We start from the raw sequence: 19,100 nt of genomic DNA, 5'->3' as shown, positions 1-19,100 counted from the left end.
GATGCGGCCCAGTCAGGCGAAGGACCATCCCGCGGCCGCGCCGCCGCCCGTTCCCCGCCTGGTGGCTCCGGACGAGCACCTCCGGCACGAGCGGCCCGGCCGGGCGGCCACCGGCCCGGCGCACGGCCACGGGGACCCTGGGGCCGCCCCGCCCTCGCGTACCGCGCCGCACCACGCCGCGCCCGCGCGCACCGCGCCTCCGCACACCGGGGAGCAGGGCACAGCGGACCCGGACGCCGTCGACGCGGACGCCATCGCCCCAGACACCGGCGGCCCGGACGCCGTCGACGCGGACGCCGACAGCCCGGACGCCATCGCCCCAGACACCGACAGCCCGGACGCCATCGCCCCAGACACCGACGGCCCGGACGCCGTCGACGCGGACGCCGACAGCCCGGACGCCATCGCCCCAGACACCGACAGCCCGGACGCCATCGCCCCAGACACCGACAGCCCGGACGCCATCGCCCCAGACACCGACAGCCCGGACGCCGACGGCCCGGACGCCGTCGACGCGGACGCCGTCGACGCGGACGCCGTCGACGCGGACGCCGTCGACGCGGACGTACCCGCCGCGGTCGGCCGCGTGCTGGAACTGGTACTCGCCGACCGGCTCGCGCGGGCCCACGCCCTGGACGGCCGGTTCGCGAGCGAACTGGCCGAGCGGGTCGCCCGCTTCACGCTGGACGGCGGCAAGCGCACCCGGTCGCAGCTGGTCTGGTGGTCGATGCGCGCCTGCGGCGGGGCTGACGAGGCATCCGTGGCGGCGGCCCTGCGGATCGGCGCGGCGCTCGAACTGCTGCAGACCTGCGCCCTGGTCCAGGACGACGTGATGGACGGCTCGACGCTGCGGCGCGGCCGTCCGGCGCTGCACGCCGACGTACGCGACCGGTCCGCCGGCGCCGCGTCACCGGCCCGCGTCGCGCGCTTCGGGGAGGCCGCCGCGATCCTGGCCGGGGACCTGGCGCTCGCGTGGGCTGACGACATGGTGGCCGAACTCGCGCTGGATCCGTCGGCGGCGACCGTGGTGCACCGTCTGTGGAGCGACATGCGGACGGAGATGGTGGCCGGTCAGTTCCTCGATCTGCGGGGCCAGCTCACCGGGTCGCGCTCCCGGCCGGGCGCGCTGCGCGCCGCCTGTCTCAAGAGCGCGCTGTACTCGGTGGAGCGGCCCCTCGCCCTGGGCGCCGCCGTGGCCGGCGCGGAGGCCGGCACCATCCAGGCGCTGTCGTCGGCCGGGCGCTGTGTGGGCATGGCCTTCCAGCTCCGCGACGACCTGGACGACGTCTTCGGGGACCCTGGCAGCACCGGCAAGCCGTGCGGCGGGGACATCCGCGAGGGTAAGCCGACGTACCTGGTCGCCGTGGCGACGGCGCGCGCCACGGCGGCCGGCGACCGGCACGCCCTGGGCGTACTGGAACGGGCGCTCGGCGACGCGGGGATGACGTCTGCGGGGCTGGACGAGGTACGGGAGGTGCTGGTGCGCACCGGCGCGCGGGCCGCGGTCGAGGCCAGGATCGACCATGCGGCGGCGCAGGGGCTCCACCACGTCGACGGCGCCCCGCTCGCCCCGGCCGCGGCGGGCCGCCTGCGGGAGCTGCTGATCGCGGCGACGGCGTCCCGCGCCCCCGACGAGCCACCCGCCCGCCCGCATCCCGGCCCCTCCCCCACCCCCGGTCCCAACCTCGCCACCGGCCCCTCCCTCGCCCCCGTCGGCTCCGTCGGCTCCGGCACGCCGGAGGTACGGCGATGACCCGTACGGTGACCGGCCGTACGGACCACGTGGTGGTCGTCGGCGCGGGGCTCGCCGGCCTCTCGGCCGCCCTCCACCTCCTGGGCTCCGGACGCCGGGTCACCGTCGTGGAGCGGGACCCGCTGCCCGGCGGACGGGCCGGCCGCCTGGATCTCGGCGGCTACCGGATCGACACCGGGCCGACCGTGCTGACCATGCCCGAGCTCGCCGATGAGGCCTTCGCTGCGGTCGGCGACAGCCTGTTCCGGCGGGTGGAGCTCATCCCGCTGCACCCGGCCTACCGGGCGTCCTTCGCGGACGGCAGCACGCTGGACGTGCACACCGAAGGCGACGCGATGGCCGAGGAGGTCGAGCGGTTCGCCGGGGCCGAGGACGCGGCGGGCTACCGGCGGCTGCGCACCTGGCTGGAGCGGCTCTACCGGGCGCAGATGCGCAGCTTCATCGACGCGAACTTCGACTCGCCCCTCGACCTGCTGACCGGCGATCTCGCCCGCCTCGCGGCGCTCGGCGGCTTCGGCCGGCTCGACCGGCGCATCGGCCGTTTCCTCGAGGACGAACGGCTGCGGCGGGTGTTCTCCTTCCAGGCGCTGTACGCGGGCGTCCCCCCGGCCAGGGCCCTGGCCGCCTACGCCGTCATCGCCTACATGGACACGGTCGCCGGCGTGTACTTCCCGCGCGGCGGCATGCACGCCCTGCCGCAGGCGATGGCCGACGCCGCCGCCGACGCGGGCGCCGAACTGCGGTTCGGTCAGGAGGCGGCCCGGCTGGAGCGGTCGGGCGGGCGGATCACCGCCGTCGTCACCGGTGAGGACCGCGTCCCCTGCGACGCGGTCGTGCTCACACCCGACCTGCCCGTCGCGTACCGGCTCCTCGGCCGCGGCCCCCGCAGGCCCGTGCGGCTGCGCCACTCGCCCTCCGCTGTCGTGCTGCACGCGGGCACGGACCGCACCTGGCCGCAGCTCGCCCACCACACCATCTCGTTCGGCGCGGCGTGGCGGACCACGTTCGACGAACTCACCCGCGAGGGGCGGCTGATGAGCGATCCGTCCCTGCTGATCACCCGGCCCACGGCCACCGATCCCGGGCTGGCCCCGCCGGGCCGCCATCTGCACTACATCCTCGCGCCCTGCCCCAACACCGCTCTCGGGCCGGGGCCCGCCGCGTGGGGCGAACTCGGCCCGCGCTACCGGGACGCCCTCCTGCGGGAGCTGGAGCGGCGCGGTTTCGACGGCATCGGGGCGGCCATCGACGAGGAGTGCCTCGTCACCCCGGCCGACTGGCTGGGGCAGGGGCACGCTGCGGGCACCCCGTTCTCGGTGGCCCACACCTTCCTGCAGACGGGTCCCTTCCGGCCCCGCAACCGGGTACGCGGCACGGAGAACGCCGTGCTCGCCGGGTGCGGCACCACCCCGGGCGTCGGGGTGCCGACCGCGCTGGTGTCGGGGAAGCTGGCGGCGGCCCGCATCACCGGCGGCGGCGTGCGCTCCGCCGTCCGTCCGGCAGCCGCCCGAGCCGAGGAGACCCCCGCATGACCGGCCGTGAACTCGACGCCGCGGGCATCACCGACCCGGTGCTGCGGGCCGCCTACCGCCGGTGCCGCGGGCTCAACGCGGCGCACGGCAGGACGTACTTCCTCGCGACCCGGCTGCTGCCGGTGGAGCGCAGACCCGCCGTGCACGCGCTGTACGGGTTCGCCCGGTGGGCCGACGACATCGTCGACTCGTTCGGCTCCGGGGCGGACGACACGGTGCGGGAGGCGCGGTTGGCGGTGCTCCAGCGGCGGCTGGACAGCGGGCTCCGGCAGGGCGGAGGCGACGAGCCGGTGGTGCTGGCCGTCGCCGACACCGCGCGCCGCTATGCCATCGAGCACAGCCACTTCCGGGACTTCATGGCGGCGATGCGGTCCGATCTGGTGGTGACGGACTACCCCACCTACGCCGACCTGCGCGGCTACATGCACGGCTCGGCCGCCGTCATCGGGCTGCAGATGCTGCCGGTGCTGGGCACGGTGGCGCCGCGCGATGAGGCCGCGCCGCACGCGGCGGCCCTCGGTGTGGCCTTCCAGCTGACCAACTTCCTGCGGGACGTGGGCGAGGACCTCGACCGGGGCCGGGTGTACGTGCCGGCCGACCTGCTCGCCGCACACGGAGCCGACCGGGAGCTGCTGCGCCGGTGCCGGGACACGGGACGTGACGACCGCCGCGTCATCGCCGCGCTGCGGGAGTTCGATGCGCTCACCCGCCGTGTCTACCGGGAGGCGGAACCGGGTCTGCGCATGCTCGATCCGGTGGCACGGCCCTGCGTCCGCACCGCGTTCGTCCTCTACGGCGGCATCCTCGACGCCGTCGCCCGGGACGGTTACGCGGTGCTGCACCGCCGCGCGGCGGTGCGGCGGCGGACGCGAGCGGCGGTCGCGGCCGACGGGCTGGCCCGGGTGGTCGCCGCGCGGCTGCGGCACCGCCGCCTGTCCCGCACCGCGTCCGCCGCCCAGCCTGCCGCCCCGCCTGCCGCCCCGGCCCGACCGGTCTCCGAGGAGGTCGCGTGAACCGCCGGCCCCGCGCACGTCTGCCCCTGTCGCTGCGCCGCCGCCCCGTTCCGTGGGACCGGCAGCGGCCCACCTGGCGCGACGCCAGGCCGGGCGTCATCGCGGACGCGTTGAAACGCGCCCAAGCCCGGCCGTCGGGCAACTGGTTCGTCGTCGGCGCCGCCGACGCGCTGCGCCCCGAACGCCCGCTGGCCGGCACGGTGGCGGGCCGCGAGGTGGTCGTCTGGCGTGGTGCCGGCGGGCGGCTCCACGCCGGTCCGGGCGTCTGCCCCCACTTGGGGGCACCCCTGGCGGACAGTCCCGTCCGGTGCGGCACGCTGGTGTGCCACTGGCACGGACTCGCCCTGGACGGCTCCTCGTTCGCGGGCTGGGACCCGCTGCCCGTCTTCGACGACGGCGTCCTCGTCTGGGTGCGGCTGGATCAGGTCGGCGGGGAGGCGCCGCTGGACGAGCCCGTCGTGCCGGTCCGCCCCGCTCTCCGGCGCGGACTGGCGGCCGTGTACACGGACACCGGGGTGTGCGAACCCGAGGACATCGTGGCCAACCGCCTGGATCCCTGGCACGGGGCGTGGTACCACCCGTACTCGTTCGTCGACCTGACGGTGGTCGGCACGCCCGGTGAGGACGACGGCGGTTTCACCGTCGACGTCTCCTTCAAGGTGGCGGGGCGGCTGGTGGTGCCGGTCAGGGCGGTGTTCACCGCTCCCGAACCGCGGACCGTCGTCATGCGCGTCACCGCCGGGGAGGGCGCGGGCTCCGTGGTGGAGACCCATGCCACTCCGCTGGGGCCGGACGACCGGGGGCGCCCGCGTACGGCGGTGACCGAGGCCGTGGTGGCGGCCTCGGACCGGCCGGGGTTCGCCTTCGTACGCCGGGCCGCCCCGCTGCTGCGGCCGGTGGTGCGCGCGGCGGCGGGGCGGCTCTGGCGGGACGACCTGGCGTATGCCGAGCGCCGCTGGGAGCTGCGGTCGTCCGGCAGGTTCCCGGGCTGACACCGGGCTCGCTCGCGGCCGGGCGCGCCGGCGCCGCCAAGGGGACCCGCCCCCGGCGGGCGGGCCGCACGCGGGGGCCCCGCGGTCAGAAGGCGTACCGGACGTCGAGCCAGGGGGCGTGCAGGCGGATCAGTTCGCGGAGCGCGGCCACCGCCTCCGCCTTGACCCCGTTGCGGTAGCGGACGTTGAGGGCTCCGTTCTGGGAGCGCTTGGCCTGCTGGAGTTCCGGGCGCCACAGCACGTCCTCCGCTCGGGGGTGCCAGCCGAGGTTGACCTCGTGGAGTTCCCGGTTGTGCGTCAGCATGATCACCTCGGCTGCGGCCTGCCGCTTCACCCGCTGCGGGAAGACGTCGTCGAGGTGCCGGAGGAGCTCCGCCCAGGCGTCCTGCCAGCCGGGGCGTACGACCACGGGCGAGAGGTTGAGGTGCACCTCGTAACCGGCGTCCAGGAAGTCCGCGGCGGCGGCGATACGCTCGGATACGGGTGACGTCCGCACGTCGAGCAGCCGTGCGTCGTCCGGCGGCATGAGGGAGAAGCGGATCCGCGTCCGGCCGCGCGGGTCGAGCGCGAGCAGGTCGGGGTTGACGAACTTGGTGGCGAAGGACGCCTTGGCGGTCGGCCACTGCCGGAAGGCGCGCACGAGGTCCGCTGTGTTGTCGCAGACCAGGGCGTCCACCGAGCAGTCGCCGTTCTCGCCGATGTCGTACACCCAGGACCGGGCGTCGCACTGGTTCGGCTCCGGCTTGGGTCCCTGCCGTGCGACGTGGCGGGCGAGGTGGGCGATGATCCGGTCGATGTTGGTGAAGACGGTGATCGGGTTGGCGTACCCCTTGCGCCGGGGCACGTAGCAGTAGGCGCAGGCCATCGCGCAGCCGTTGGAGGCGCCGGGTGCGATCCAGTCGGCGGACCGGCCGTTGGGGCGGGTGGTGAGGGTCTTCTTCTCCCCGAGGACGAGGGTCTCGCCCTTGATCCGGACCCAGCGGTCGACGTTGCCCTCGTTGCCGTGCAGTCCGGGGATGCGCCAGTGGGAGTCCACGGTGACCAGCCGCGCATCGGGGAAGCGGCTCACGATCTGCCTGCCTCGCGGGGACGCCGCCGCGGCGGGTTCCGCGTGGATCTCCCGCACGGGCAGCAGCCGGCGAGCCGCCGCCGAGTCCCGGAAGAGCGGCCGCCCGTCCTGCGGCGCGGCCGGTCGCACCTCCGCGTCGAGGGCGTCCAGCCCGAACAGCGCGCCGGAGTCGTCGTCCGGTCCGGTGGGCGGGTGGTGCATACGCGCTCCGGTACGGGGTGGTGCGGGGTGGTACGGGGAGCCGGAAGGCATCCGGTCCTCCCACCTTACGGGGCTCCCCGCGACCGCGGGCCCTCCTCGCCACGGCCCGCCCACCGGGGCGCGGGCTCGTCCCCGTGCCGGGGCCCGCACCTCTCGCGCCTCGGCGTGCCGTGCGCCCGGTCCCCGTCGAGCCGGGTCACCATCGCGCATACCGTGTGGTCCCCAAACCAGCCGCCACCCTGAGTGGCCACTCGAGGTTCGCGCACATCGAGCGCGCCTCGAACGTCCCAGCCCCAATTCGAGCCGGAGGAACATCACACCCCCATAGTGACGAGCCTCACCCCGAGGAGCGAACTGGCACCACGACGACAGGCGGCGCGCGCGGGCCGACCATTGGCATGCACCGCCGCGTCACTCGATCGGCGAAAGCCACTCCGTATCCCGCGGGCGTGCGGCAGGCTGATGCGGCACAGCTTCGCGATCCCGAGGGAGGAGCTCACGTGCGTGTCCGCGAGCGTTACAGCACATGACGAGGCCCCCTTCCCACAGCACGCGACGTTCCTCTCGGTCCTCTGGCGGGCATGGACGTACCGCTGTGGCAGGGAAGAAGCGGCTCAGTGCTCCACCTGTCCGCGGCGTGTGGGGCGTTTCGGATTCCTCCGCAGCGGGCCGGCCTCAGCCTGCGGGTACCCGAGCGCGACCCGGTGCTCGTTCGGCGAGCAGGTCGATGACCGCGCGGGTGTAGGCGTGGGCGGCGGACGCGCTGATCCCGAAACCGGCGGCGATCTTCGCCAGCGTGGTGTGTTCGCGTAGGTACACCAGTGCCACCATCGCCCGCTGGGACGGACGGAGCTTGCGGCGCCGGTCGCCCTCACGGGTGACGATCAGCATGGTGACCCACTCCACGAGTGCATGCGGCAGGTCGAGTGCGACAGGATGGATGACCAACGAGGCCCCCGAGCAACGTGATGGAGACGTCAGACATCTCGATCAACAACTCGGGGCCTCGTTCGTTGCGCTTCACGGCCCATCACCCGATCGGTGGCCAACTCGAAGAAGCTCAATGACGAATAGCCAGCGCTCATTCTGAAATGATCAGTTATACGCCCGCAGGGCTTCGGCCTAGCTTCCTCGGTCCGGCGCATCATGCGCAGAGCACGCTGCTCGACTCACCACATCAGCCGCATCGGCCGAGCCATGCAAACCCTGCTGACCTGCGACCATTCAGGGCGAAAGAGGTTCGTTGGACCGCTCGTGGCGGCGGCCAACGACACCGGCGAGCACGAGGGCGGCAAAGAGGGTGCCCGCAGCCACGTAGCCCGCGAGGGTGTCGGTGGTGACCAGCACGAACAGGACCGGGATCAGCGTCATGCTCCCGGTCCGGGACGTGGCGAAGGCGTCCACGCGGAGGACGAGGCGCAGGAATCGTGAAGGTGCGGCGTCGGTCATGGGTTCTCCCTATCACACCGAAGATCGCCCGCCGAGACGTTCCACATGGCTCCGGTGTGGGCAAGACGCGAGGGGGTGTCGAGCAGACCTTCACCTGCCTCCATCAGTTCAAACGGCTGCGGATCCGCTACGAGATACATGCCGATCTTCACCTCGGCCTGCTCCAACTCGCTTGCGTCATCATCTGCTTGAGACCACTCCGAACTTCATTCTGAAACGATCAGTAAGTCTCCGAACACCTCCGTACCGCGGATGGGTGGCACATCACGCTCACTGCCGGCACCGGGTCAATGTCCCAAGCGTCCGTCGGCCGAAGCCGCCTTGGATCGCTCATCACCACGCAGCGGTACCTGCACCCCGACGTCCGCCAGATCACCGCCGCAGGCGCCGCCCTCACCGCCCACCTCAGCGTGCTCCGCGCTCCCCGGACCCTGCCGAGCCCGATCGTGGTCGCGCGCTGACACGGTCAAGCTGCGTTGGTCCCAAGTGGTCCCCAAAAACGATCAAGGGGCCGTTTCAGATTGCTCTGAAACGGCCCCTGACCTGCGACTTCGCAAAGTCGGGACGACAGGATTTGAACCTGCGACCCCTTGACCCCCAGTCAAGTGCGCTACCAAGCTGCGCCACGTCCCGTCGCGCTTCGCCCGGCTTCCGCCGTGGTGAGCGCGCAAGAGAACATTACCTCACTCGCGGGCCAGGTCCGATGCCAGGGCCTGTCGGGCGCGGGTGGCGAGGGTGACGGCGCCGCAGGCGGTGGCCAGGTCGGCCGCCCGGGACAGTTCCCGGGGCGAGCCCAGGGCCATGCCGTAGTCGTACCTGGCGAGCGCGTGTTCGTACGCGGACGGGGATGCCGCCAGGTGGTGCACGGCCTGGGCGAGGAGCGGGACGGCGTCGTCGGGGCGGGCGAACAGGGCCGCGCAGCGCAGGGCTTCCCCGATCGCGGTGGGGGTGCCGAAGCGCTCCGCCCGCGTTCGTGCCCGGGCGGCGAGGCGGGAGGCCCGGTCGGGGTCGTCGGCGGCGAGGGCGCGGGCGAGGTCGACCGCCCAGGGCGCCCAGATCCCGTTGTGCCGGCCCCTGCGCTCCAAGGCGCTGCCCGCCTCGGTCAGTTCGGTGACGGCTTCCGCCGTGCGGCCTTCCGCGAGGAGGAGGCGGCCGAGTACGCAGGGCCCGTCCGGGAGGACCATCGCGCTCGGCCAGGGCGGCCCGAAGGCGTACCGGTCGGCCACCGACCTGGCCTCTTCCGTCCGGCCCCGGGCGAGGAGGGTGTCGATGAGGAGGCAGGCGGCGTCCCAGTGGACGGCGAGGCCCTGCCCGACCCGGTCCGCGAGGCGCAGCCCTTCGCGGAGGAATCCCTCGGCCCGGACCAGGTCGCCGCGGCGGCGGTGGACCATGCCGAGCAGGGTGTGGGAGAAGGCGAGGTGGGCGCCGCTCCAGCCGGAGATCTCATAGGCGCGGACGGACTCCTCGAAGAGCTCGCGGGCGCGGTCGGGCCGGTCGGTGAAGGCGTACGCGATGCCGATCATGGCAGGTGTCTCGAAGCCCCATTCGGTGTCCGTCCAGCCCTGGCCGCGGGCGGGGGCGCCGTCGACGAGCGCCCGGTCGCACAGGTCGTGGACGAGGTGGGCGTCCTCGCCGCGCAGCATCGCGTCGAACGCGCGCAGGGACAGCAGGGCCCGTTCGGCGTTGTCGGCGCCCGCGAGGTGGTCGGTGAGGCCCGCGAGGCGGCGGGAGCGGCCGGCCGGGTCGTCCTCGGTGGCCTGGAACGCCTCGTACATGAACCGGGCCGCCTCCAGACGGCTTCTGTCGTCGCCCTGCGGGGCCCTGGCGGCCTCGGCCGCGACGGTCGCGGCGGCCTCGCGGAGCTGGTTGTTGTGGGCGAGCGCCTGGGCGAGGCGGCAGGTGGCGTCGGTGCGCAGTGTGTCGGCGAGGCCCGGCAGGTCGAGGGCGGAGCGCAGGTAGCGCACGGTGGCGGGCGGTGACGTGAGGAGGGTGGCGCAGCCCAGCTCGTACAGGACCTCCGCGTACGCGCGGGGCGGCGGCGGTTCCTGGAGGGCCCGCTCAAGGCAGCGGCGGGCCGCCTCGGGGGCGCCGACGGCGAGGTGTTCGCGGGCGGCGAGGCGCAGTTGGCCGACGACCTCCTCGTCGTCGTCCGGGTGGACTTCGAGCAGATGGCGGGAGGCGGCCGCCGGGCCGAGGCCCGCCTGGCCGATCGCCCAGGCGGCCCGGCCGTGCATGGCGGTACGGGTCGCGGGCGGGATGGAGCGGTATATGGCTGTGGCGATGAGCGGGTGGACGAACTCCAGCGGGTCCGAGCCGGTCACGACGCGGGCCTCCCGCAGCCGCTTCGCGCACTCCTCGGCCTCCTCCGCGCCCATTCCGGCGAGGGTGGCGGCCAGGCCCCGCGAGATGTCGGTGCCGAGGACGGCGGCCGCCCACGCGAACCGGGTCGGTCCCGTGCCGAGCCGCTCCAGCCGGGCTACGAGGCCGCTGCCGCGCGTGGAGGCGCCGAGGTCCCGCAGGAGGCCCGCCGGGGCGGCGGCCGGGTCGATCATCCGGTCCCGGACGCCGGCCAGGAGCTCCACCGTCTCGTACGGGTTGCCGCCGGTCACGGCCCAGACCTCGGCGCAGAACGCGGCGTCCGCGCGGTCGCCGAGCGCGGTGCGGGCGAGGTCGGCGGTGGCCTCGGGGGTGAGGGCGCTCAGGGTCACCCTGAGCCTGGCCTCCTCCCCCAGCCGGTCCAGCAGCGAGGCGGCGGGTTGTGTCCGTACGCCGGGGCGGTGGGCGACGACGAGGAGCAGCGGCGGCCGGGGCGGCTCGGTGGCGAGGGAGGCGAGGGAGGCGAGGGAGGCGAGCCAGGTCAGCGACTCGGTGTCGGCCCAGTGGGCGTCGTCCACGAGCAGGACGAGGGGCCGGTCGCGGCAGCGTGTGGCGAGCCGGGTCACCACCCGGTCGAGTGCGTCGCGGACGCCCTGCGGGTCGGCGAGCGGCCCGTTCGGCGCGGCGAGGCCGAGCGCCGGCGCGGCGATGTCGTACCGGTCGCCGAACAGGCCGCGCAGGGTGGCGCCGGGCAGCGGCTGGAGCGCGGGCAGCAGCAGTTGCCGTACGACGTGGAACGGCACCGACGTGAGGGTCTGGCCGCCGCGCGCCGCGGCGACGGTGCAGCGGTCGGCGGCGAGCGCGCGCACCCCGGCGAGCAGCGCGGTCTTCCCGATGCCGGCCTCGCCCCGGTAGACCAGCAGGCCGCCGCTTCTCCCCGGGCCGTGCAGCGCCTCGATGGCGCGAGCGGCGGCGGCGAGCTCCGGTTCCCGCTCCAACAGCGGTGACGGGAGCTGGTGTTCCGGCCGGGACGGCGGCATCGTCTGCCCTTTCGCGTGTGCCTGTCGGGTCCCCACAGGACGCCGGGTACGAGGCCGTGGCGAGCGGTGTGCGAGTGGGTGCGGCGCTCGGCGGGGCGGTCCTGAATGATCGAGCCTAGTGCGGTGACCAGGGCGGGGGACACGGTTCCGGCCGCCGACGCCGGACGGGTGACAATCGAGGCGTGGACAGGACACGGAGGGACCGGGACATGGAGGGGCGTGCCCGCAGCGCGCGCCCCCGGGACGGTCTGGGGCGCCCCCTGCCGTACGGCGCGCCGGGCGTGGCACGGGCGCCGGAGGGTGTGGTGCGGACGCCGGACGAGACGCTGCGGGAAGCGCAGTTCCTGCTGGACGGGGGGCTGCCGTTCCATGCGCACGAGGTGCTGGAGGATGCCTGGAAGTCGTGCCCGCGCGAGGCGGAGCGCGAGCTGTGGCGTGGCCTGGCGCAGCTGGCGGTCGGCCTGACGCACGCGGCGCGTGGCAACGCGGTCGGCGGGGCGCGACTGCTGCTGCGGGGCGCGGACCGGATCGCGTCGTACGCCGGTCAGGAGCCGCACGGTATCGACGTGCGCGGGCTGGTGGCGTGGGCGACCCGGCTCGCCGACCGGATCACGGCGGGACCGGAGGCCGACGGGGCGGCGGACACGGCGGATGCGGCGGGCACGGCGGATACGGCGGGCACGGCGGACACGGCAGATGCGGCGGGCACGGCAGATGCGGCGGATACGGCGGACGCGAGGAGAGCAGGGCGGGCGGCGGACGTACGGCGCGGGCGGGAGGGAGACCCGGATCGGAGCGTCGACGCGGCGGCCGATGCACCGCGGCTGAGGCACGAGGGCTGAAACGGCCCGGCGATGTCAGGGGGCGGCGGGTCCGGCCTGGGCGGGCGGCGCCAGTCCGAGGGCGGGCAGGATCACCGCTTCCACGAAGGCGGGCAGGGCGTCGCCGTCCGCGAACCTGTCGTCGAAGAGCCGCTCGACGCGCAGGACGCCGAAGAGACAGGGGGCGACGAATCCGAGCGCGGGATGGTCCGCGTCGACGTCACCGCGCTCGACACCACGGGCCAGCATGGCCTCCAGCGCGGCCACCTCCGGGTCGATGACCGTCTCGCGCAGCGCCCGGCGCAGATCGGGGTGCTGGAGGTACGCCTGCCCGACGGCTTCCATCAGCTCGGTGTCCCGGCCGGGGCGGGCGGCGACGGCCCGCGCCGCCGCGCGCAGGTCCCCGGCGAGCGAGCCGGTGTCGATGCCGGTGAAGAAGGCCGGGCGGCTCTTCGCGAGCGCGGCCGTGACCAGGTGCGGCTTGGTCTTCCACTGCCGGTACAGGGTCGCCTTGCCGCACTTGGTGCGGGCGGCGACGCCCTCCATGGTGACGGCGTCGTAGCCGCCCTCCCTGAGCAGGTCGAGCACCGCTCCGTAGAGCTCGTGCTCGCGCTCCGGGGTGATCTTGCTGCGGCGCGCGGCGGCGGTCGCGGCCTGCGTGGACATCGGTTCCTCCCCTGCGCGTACGGCGCCCGTACCCGTGCCGGCGGTGCGGGGTGCGGCGGCGCGGCGGTAGCGCCACCAGGTTAGGCCCGCAAGCACCGAGACGCAAGCGTATCGAGACGTCTACGTATCGAGACGCTTGCGTCTCGATCGATTCGCCTCTACGCTTCCTCCGTTTGCTACCGATCTCATCCGCAAAGGGGCCGGGGATGCCTGTCGGGATACGTCCTGCCGCACCGGAGGCGACCGGCACCCCGCCACGACCTCCCCTGGTGCGTGAACTGCTGCTGGTGACGGCGCTCTTCCTCGTCTACAAACTCGGTCGGCTCTTCGCGAACGGACATGAGGCGAGGGCCTTCGGCAACGCCGACCGCGTCTGGCATCTGGAGAGGACGCTCCATGTGCCCGGTGAGGGAGCGGTGCAGCGGCTGCTGCTGCACGACGGCACGACGGTCCACCTCGCCAACACCTACTACGCGGCCGTCCACTTCCCCGCCACGGTCGCCTTCCTCGGCTGGCTGTACTGGCGCCGCCCCGCGCACTACCTCTGGGCGCGCCGCGTGCTCGCCCTGCTCACCGCCGCCGCGCTGGCCCTGCACCTGCTGGTGCCGCTGGCACCGCCCCGGCTGCTGACCGCCTCGGGCCTGGTCGACACCGCCCGGGTCTACGGCCCTTCGGTGTACGGCGCGGTGCCGATGAGCGACGCGATGGCGAACCAGTTCGCCGCGATGCCGTCCCTCCACTTCGGCTGGGCGCTGATGATCGCGATCGGGCTGATCGCGGCCGCGGGCCGGCCTGGGGACGAACGGGGGCGCGCACAGAATCAGGGACGGGGGCGCGGACGGGGGCGCGGACGCATGCGTGGGAGGGTGCGCGGACGGGTGCGGTATCTGTGGCTGCTGCACCCGCTCGTCACCCTGCTGGTGATCGTCGGCACGGCGAACCACTACTGGCTGGACGCGCTGGTGGCGGCAGTGCTGCTCGGCTGCGCGCTGCTGCTCGTACGGCGGCCTCGCCCACGGGCAGGCGACGCGCCGCTCGCGGCCGGGCCGCCGGGCGGGACCGCGACCGCGCTCCCGGGCGGGGTCATCGCGGCGCGGGTGCCGGCCGGCGGGGTCCGGCGATGAGGGGCACGCTGCTCGCCGTCCTGCTGTCCCTGGGGTCGGCCGCCGGATACGCGCTCGCCGCCGTCGTCCAGTCCCGGCTGGCCGCCACGGGCCCTCCGGGGTCCGGCGCGCTGCGGGCGCTGCTGGCCAGGCCGCTGTGGTGGTGGGCCGTCGGCCTGAACGGCGCCGGCGCGCTCACCCATGTCGCGGCGCTGCACTACGGCCCGCTCACCCTCGTACAGCCGCTCGGCGCGCTCACGCTCGTCCTGGCCCTGCCGATAGGCGCGGCCTGGGCGGGACGGCGGGTGACCCGTGCGGAGTGGCGTGGCGCGCTGTGGACGCTGGCCGGGCTGACCGGTCTGGTCACGGTGGTCGGCCCGGCGGATCCCGGTGACGCGCTCACCCTGCCGGAGGCCCTGTCGGTCGCCGCCGCGACGGCCCTGCTGATCGCCGTACTCGTCCGTCGAGGCGGCGGCGCGTCGGCCACACCGGGCCGGGGACACGGACGGGGACCGGGCCGGGGGCTCGGGCACGCCACGGCATCGGGCGTCGCGTCGGGCGTCGCCTCCGCGCTGACCCAGACGCTCACCGCGTCCCTCGCGCGGGAGCTGCCCGGAGGCGCGGCGGCCTGGTGGCAGACGGCGGCGCTGGCCGTGCTGGTCTCCGCGTTCGCGACCGGGGGGCTGCTGCTGTCGCAGGCGGCGTACCGGGGCGGGCTCGCGGCGCCGCTCGCCGTGGTGAACCTGGCCAACCCGGCGGCCGCCGCCGTCATCGGGGTGGCCCTCCTCGGCGAGACGTTCCGGGCGGGTTCCGCGGGCTGGCTGATCGCGGCGGCCGCCGCCGCCACGGCGGCCCATGGCGTCCTGCTCCTGACGGCCGGCCGGCAGGACCCGCACCGCCGCGCGCCCGGCGGCGGGCCGGAGCCCGGACCCGAGTCCGCCGCGCTGCCCGCACCCCGGGTCAGCGCGTGAGCAGGTCCCGCAGTACGGCGGCGTGGCTGCGGTCCGGGGCCTTCGCGGCCGTCAGCAGTGTCAGCGGACCCGTACGGGCGAGGTCACGCAACCGGTCGAGGGCGTCGGCCGCCTCCGGGGCGGCGAGTTCCGCCTCGTAGCGCCGCCGGAACTCCGCGAACACGTCGTCGGCCGTGCCCTGGCGGTCGTCCGTCTCCGCCCCGTCGGCGGCGCCGTGGAACCACCGGCGCAACTCCGTCGACGGCGTGACCGACTTGGGCCACTCGTCGACGGCCGCGTCGGCCTTGGCCAGCCCGCGCGGCCACAGCCGGTCGACCAGGACGCGTACGCCGTCGTCGGCACGGGCCGGGTCGTAGATCCGGCGCAGCTTGGGGTCCGGGGCCGAGCGCGTCATGGATCCAGCCTGTCCGCACCGCCCCCGCCCGGCAACCGCGCCCGAGCCGCCGCCGGACCACGCCCGGCCCGCCGTCCAGGCGCCCGACCGCGACCGAGCCCGCCGCCCGCCGCCCGGCGCCGCCGCCCGACGCCCGACACCCGCCGCCCGACGCCAGACACCCGACGCCCGACGTGCGTACCGCACAGCCCGTACCGCGTACCGCGTACCGCTGTTGCCCGACCGGGGGGTGCGGATCCGCCGGCGGGCTCGACCCGCGCCGCCGGCGCGGGTACGGCGCGGGACGGGTACGAGGCCCGGTCGGGTGACCGGACCTCGTACCGTGACACGCCCCCTCACATGTGGCGTGACGTTTCCGCCGTGCTCACAGCCGCTGCCAGAGCGCCGGGACGTTCGGCGGCTCCCAGCCCCGCTGCGCCTGGTGGCCCTGGAGGCAGCGGTAGGTCGCGCCGCCGTAGGTGACCTGGTCGCCCGCGCCGTAGACGGTGCCCGCCGCCCAGGTGCCGCCCGGCTCGCCCGGCTCACCGGGTTCGCCCGGCTCTCCGGGGGTCGTCGTGGTCTTCAGGGTCAGCCCGTAGGCCTGGAGCAGCGGGTTGACGGGCTGGTGGAACGTGGTGCCGCCGGTGCGGCAGTCGCCGGAACCGCCGGAGGTCACGCCCTGCGCCTGGCTGCCGGAGATGTACGAACCACCCGAGTCGCCGGGCTCGGCGCACACGGTGGTCCGGGTCACGCCGCTGACGGTGCCCTGCGGGTAGGTGACGCTGGTGTTGTGCTGCTGGATCGTGCCGCAGTGCCACCCGGTGGTGGAACCGGAGCGGCAGATCGACGCGCCGACGACGGCCTGCGTGGACCCCATGACCCGTACGTTCTGTCCGGCCTGGCCCTTCACGTACGGCGTGGCGGTCCAGTTGCTGTTGGTGGCCACCCAGGCCATGTCGCGGCTCGGGAAGGTGGACGCCTGGAAGCTGCCCTGGGCGACCTGGTTGTAGCCGGTGGTCGCGGTTCCGGCGCGGCCGCAGTGGCCCGCCGTGGCGAAGCCCTGCTGGGTGCCCTTGGTGACGGGGAAGCCGACGGAGCAGCGCCCGCCGCCCATGTGGTAGGCGTCGCCGCCGCGGAGGTCGTACAGGGGCCGGGGCCGCTCGGTCGTCGACTCGACGCGCACGAGGGACGTGTCGACCCCGGCGGTCGTGAGGAACGTCTGTGCTGCCGAGCGCTTGACCGCCTGGACGGTCACGGAGTTCGTCACGACGTCGACATACCAGACCGGCATGTCGATGGTCTTCGCGCGGGTGGCGGCGCGGTCGAGCGCGGCCTTGGCGGCGTCCAGGTCGGCGAGGGAGTGCGGGACGACCTTGGCCTGGGCGCCGGCCGCCTTGATGGCGGGGACGTCGGCCGCGTTGGTGGTGGCGACCGTCAGGGTCGCGGAGACGGCGCCCCGCACCCAGGCGCCGGCGAAGTCCCGGCCCAGCGTGGAGCGGAGGTGTCCGGCGACCGCTCCCGCCTCCGCCTCGTTCACGAGCCGTGACTCGGCCTGGGCGCGGGTGAGGCCCAGGTCCTGCTGCATGGCCCCGAGCAGCGCGGGGTCCGGCCTGTCGGCGCCGAGGGTGGCCGCCGCCGACGGGGTGGTCGGCGGGGAGGGCTCGGCGGCGGCGACGCCGGGCAGTGCCGTCAGCACGAGTGCGCCGGCTGCGGCCAGTGCGGCACACGCGACCGTGGCGTGTCTGTGGAGCATCAGGGTGTCTCCTCGGTGTCGGTGGGGGTTCCGAAACCGTAGGTGTTGCCGAAAGCTCCTCAGAAGATGTCGTTTTTCCCTCTGATCGACGTTATGGAAGACGCCGACGCCCGCCATGCGGCGTAACTGGCGCTGCGGCTCGCGGCCTCGGCGTGCGCCGAACGCGTCCTGGCGAGGACGTCCGGGGCCACGTCGGCCGCGGGCGCCGCCGGGTGCCAGCCGAGCAGGTGGCGCCACAGCAGTGGCGTTCCGGCGAGGGGTCTGGTGACGAGCCCGGCGGTGTCGGGGAACGTCGCGCGGCACAGGCCGACGGCGCGGCCGACCTGGACCAAATGGACACAGGACGCGGTGTCCGTCTCGTACACGCGGGCCGGGGTGAAGCCGGCGCGGGCGCAGGCCGCGGTGAAGCAGTCGCCGAAGCAGCCGTCGCCGGGTACGTCGGTCCATGCCTCGTCCACGAGGTCGGCCAGCGCGACCCGGTCGCGGCCGGCGAGCGGATGGCCGGTGGCCAGCATGACGAAGACGGGGTCGACCGCGATCTCCCGCCAGACGAGGCGCTCGCTCTCGGGCGGCGCGCTGGGTCCGCACGTACCGATCAGGGCGAAGTCCAGCCGCCCGTCCACGACGGACGCGGCGATGTCCCGTTCGGACCAGGAGGTGTACGTGGTGACGGGCCGGCCCGGGTGCGAGGCGGCGAGCCGGTCCACCAGCGCGCCCAGCAGCGGGCCGTGCGTTCCGCCGAGCCGGAACCGGCCGGGGCCCGCTCCGGTGGCGAACCGCACGGCGTCCCGCTGGAGTTCGCTGACGGCGGGCAGGACCACCCGGGCGCGCTCCAGGACGAGTTCGCCGAGCGCCGTGGCCTTCACACCGTGGCGGCCGCGCTCGAACAGCGGGCCGCCGAGGGCCCGTTCGATGCGCTTGAGCTGGGCGCTCAGCGCGGGCTGCGCGAGACCGAGGGAGGAGGCGGCCCTGGTGAGGCTGCCCGCGTCGGCGATGGCCCGCAGGGTCTTCAAGTGCCGCAACTCGAGATCCATGCCCCGAGCTTCGCGGCCCGTACCGGTGAGGGCAATACTCCGGTACGACTCTGGTCCAGACCTGAGCCGAGAGGGCCTCGGGATGGGCCCCGGCGGGCGGGCCGACGCACGAGGAAAGGCCGTGCCGGATGTCTCCGGCACGGCCCTTCGGCCCGTACGACCCGTCGTGCTCCCCCGTGGGTCGTCCGAGCCCGCCCTCTGGTCCGCCCTGGGTCTGCCGGGTCCGTGCCCGGTCCGTACCCGTCCTCGGTCAGACCTCGAGCAGACCTCGGGTCAGACCTCGATCCGTCCTCGGTCAGACCTCGGGTCAGATTTCGATCCGTCCTCGGGTCAGACCTCGATCAGACCTCCGTCAGACCTCGATCAGTCTCGCCTGATCGTCAGCTGACGACCTTGAGAGTCTTCGGCCAGCCCGTGGAGCCGAGCTTGGCGAACAGGGCCTTGATGTCGGCGGGCTTGAGCTTGATGCAGCCGAGGGACTTGTAGTCCCCCGCCCCGTCCCAGCGCCAGGGGGAGTCGGCCCCGTTCTTCTGCCCCTGGCTGCCGTCCTTCCACATCTCGCTGTGAATGAAGAGGTCGTCGCGCTTGGCCTTCTTGTCGGCGCACCACTTGTCGGCGAGCTTGATCACATAGCCCTTGATCGCGCTGCCGTCGTACGTCTTCGAGTGGAAACCGATGTCGTAGTTGCCGTTGGGCAGCCAGCCGGCGCTCTTGGCGCACGCGTCCTTGCTGCCGTTGCCGGACCCGGCGCGCCAACTGGCGACGCTCGTGTCCGTCTTGCCCTTCTTCATGAGGTGCAGCCGCGAATTGGTCGGGTCGTTCTGGTTCTTGTCGAACTTGAGGTAGTACGCCGGTGACTTGGCCTTCGCCGCCTCGGCGGGCTGTGCGGTGGTGATGGCGAGACCGCCGAGCATCGCCGTGGTCAGGGCGAGCGGCGCGAGGCGGGTCCGGAAGGCGTGCGTGGTCATGTGTGTTCCCCGTTTCTCTCAGATGCTCCCGGGGGTGTCCCTGTGC

14 protein-coding genes, 1 tRNA gene and 3 pseudogenes are annotated in these 19,100 nt (G+C 74.5%); 8 read left to right on the top strand and 10 right to left on the bottom strand.

All coding sequences use genetic code 11. The features are described from left to right. Nucleotide 1 precedes the first annotated feature (1 nt). The 4 genes from ACGF5U_RS21435 to ACGF5U_RS21420 are packed head-to-tail and all read left to right on the top strand — an operon-like array spanning nucleotide 2 to nucleotide 5,290. On the top strand, nucleotides 2-1,753 hold the full coding sequence (locus tag ACGF5U_RS21435; protein WP_392818870.1) for a polyprenyl synthetase family protein: 1,752 nt from the start codon (nucleotides 2-4) through the stop codon (nucleotides 1,751-1,753). Continuing rightward, a complete protein-coding gene (locus ACGF5U_RS21430; protein ID WP_392711529.1) occupies nucleotides 1,750-3,285 on the top strand; it encodes a phytoene desaturase in 1,536 nt (511 codons plus the stop codon). Before ACGF5U_RS21435 ends, ACGF5U_RS21430 begins: the two co-directional genes overlap by 4 nt. Next, nucleotides 3,282-4,298, top strand: a complete 1,017-nt coding sequence (locus ACGF5U_RS21425; RefSeq protein ID WP_392711527.1) for a phytoene/squalene synthase family protein — start codon at nucleotides 3,282-3,284, stop codon at nucleotides 4,296-4,298. Before ACGF5U_RS21430 ends, ACGF5U_RS21425 begins: the two co-directional genes overlap by 4 nt. Next, entirely contained in the window at nucleotides 4,295-5,290 is a 996-nt protein-coding gene (locus ACGF5U_RS21420) for a DUF5914 domain-containing protein (protein WP_392711526.1), read from the top strand. The genes ACGF5U_RS21425 and ACGF5U_RS21420 overlap by 4 nt, the downstream gene beginning before the upstream one ends. Before the next feature lie 85 nt (nucleotides 5,291-5,375). On the opposite strand, the gene ACGF5U_RS21415 is transcribed toward ACGF5U_RS21420, so the two are convergent. The 3 genes and pseudogenes from ACGF5U_RS21415 to ACGF5U_RS21405 form a co-directional block, all read right to left on the bottom strand. Then, nucleotides 5,376-6,560, bottom strand: coding sequence for a spore photoproduct lyase family protein (locus ACGF5U_RS21415; protein WP_392711525.1), 1,185 nt, complete (start codon nucleotides 6,558-6,560; stop codon nucleotides 5,376-5,378). 699 nt (nucleotides 6,561-7,259) lie between these two features. Beyond that, a pseudogene (locus tag ACGF5U_RS21410) lies at nucleotides 7,260-7,508 on the bottom strand (transposase family protein); the annotation flags it as partial. 276 nt (nucleotides 7,509-7,784) lie between these two features. Beyond that, the gene (locus ACGF5U_RS21405; RefSeq protein WP_392711524.1) at nucleotides 7,785-8,009 is read right to left on the bottom strand and encodes a hypothetical protein; all 225 of its coding nucleotides are present in this window, start codon (nucleotides 8,007-8,009) and stop codon (nucleotides 7,785-7,787) included. Here ACGF5U_RS21405 and ACGF5U_RS21400 point away from each other — a divergent pair. Then, nucleotides 7,943-8,224, top strand: a pseudogene (locus tag ACGF5U_RS21400) (IS5/IS1182 family transposase); the annotation flags it as partial. The gene ACGF5U_RS21405 and the pseudogene ACGF5U_RS21400 overlap by 67 nt on opposite strands. A gap of 344 nt (nucleotides 8,225-8,568) precedes the next feature. On the opposite strand, the gene ACGF5U_RS21395 reads toward ACGF5U_RS21400, so the two are convergent. Together ACGF5U_RS21395 and ACGF5U_RS21390 are read right to left on the bottom strand one after the other, a co-directional pair. Beyond that, nucleotides 8,569-8,642, bottom strand: a tRNA-Pro gene (locus tag ACGF5U_RS21395). Nucleotides 8,643-8,692: 50 nt separating this feature from the next. Beyond that, nucleotides 8,693-11,365 carry an ATP-binding protein gene (locus ACGF5U_RS21390; protein WP_392711521.1) on the bottom strand — a complete coding sequence of 891 codons (2,673 nt, stop codon included), beginning with the start codon at nucleotides 11,363-11,365 and terminating at the stop codon, nucleotides 8,693-8,695. A gap of 182 nt (nucleotides 11,366-11,547) precedes the next feature. Here ACGF5U_RS21390 and ACGF5U_RS21385 point away from each other — a divergent pair. Continuing rightward, a pseudogene (locus tag ACGF5U_RS21385) lies at nucleotides 11,548-12,027 on the top strand (DUF309 domain-containing protein); the annotation flags it as partial. A gap of 195 nt (nucleotides 12,028-12,222) precedes the next feature. Here the strand turns inward: ACGF5U_RS21385 and ACGF5U_RS21380 are convergent. After that, on the bottom strand, nucleotides 12,223-12,852 hold the full coding sequence (locus tag ACGF5U_RS21380; RefSeq protein ID WP_392711520.1) for a TetR/AcrR family transcriptional regulator: 630 nt from the start codon (nucleotides 12,850-12,852) through the stop codon (nucleotides 12,223-12,225). Between the two features lie 206 nt (nucleotides 12,853-13,058). Here ACGF5U_RS21380 and ACGF5U_RS21375 point away from each other — a divergent pair, with 206 nt between their 5' ends. Continuing rightward, nucleotides 13,059-13,976 (top strand): phosphatase PAP2 family protein, encoded by a 918-nt coding sequence (locus ACGF5U_RS21375; RefSeq protein WP_392711519.1) that lies wholly within the window; start codon nucleotides 13,059-13,061, stop codon nucleotides 13,974-13,976. After that, on the top strand, nucleotides 13,973-14,926 hold the full coding sequence (locus tag ACGF5U_RS21370; protein WP_392711518.1) for a DMT family transporter: 954 nt from the start codon (nucleotides 13,973-13,975) through the stop codon (nucleotides 14,924-14,926). Before ACGF5U_RS21375 ends, ACGF5U_RS21370 begins: the two co-directional genes overlap by 4 nt. On the opposite strand, the gene ACGF5U_RS21365 is transcribed toward ACGF5U_RS21370, so the two are convergent. The 4 genes from ACGF5U_RS21365 to ACGF5U_RS21350 all read right to left on the bottom strand — a co-directional run bounded on the left by ACGF5U_RS21365 (nucleotide 14,916) and on the right by ACGF5U_RS21350 (nucleotide 19,054). Continuing rightward, nucleotides 14,916-15,320: a DUF488 domain-containing protein gene (locus ACGF5U_RS21365; protein WP_392711517.1), complete on the bottom strand. Its 405-nt coding sequence runs from the start codon at nucleotides 15,318-15,320 to the stop codon at nucleotides 14,916-14,918. The two genes, ACGF5U_RS21370 and ACGF5U_RS21365, sit on opposite strands and share 11 nt — an antisense overlap. Nucleotides 15,321-15,684: 364 nt before the next feature. Continuing rightward, entirely contained in the window at nucleotides 15,685-17,052 is a 1,368-nt protein-coding gene (locus ACGF5U_RS21360) for an alpha-lytic protease prodomain-containing protein (RefSeq protein WP_392711516.1), read from the bottom strand. Nucleotides 17,053-17,111: 59 nt separating this feature from the next. Then, nucleotides 17,112-18,086, bottom strand: a complete 975-nt coding sequence (locus ACGF5U_RS21355) for a LysR substrate-binding domain-containing protein (RefSeq protein WP_392711514.1) — start codon at nucleotides 18,084-18,086, stop codon at nucleotides 17,112-17,114. Nucleotides 18,087-18,466: 380 nt separating this feature from the next. After that, the gene (locus ACGF5U_RS21350; protein WP_392711513.1) at nucleotides 18,467-19,054 is read right to left on the bottom strand and encodes a L,D-transpeptidase family protein; all 588 of its coding nucleotides are present in this window, start codon (nucleotides 19,052-19,054) and stop codon (nucleotides 18,467-18,469) included. Between the last annotated feature and the right edge of the window lie 46 nt (nucleotides 19,055-19,100).

The sequence above is a fragment of the Streptomyces sp. NPDC047886 genome, assembly GCF_043204435.1.
GTDB lineage: Bacteria > Actinomycetota > Actinomycetes > Streptomycetales > Streptomycetaceae > Streptomyces.
This window is presented reverse-complemented; position numbering and strand designations above follow the sequence as displayed.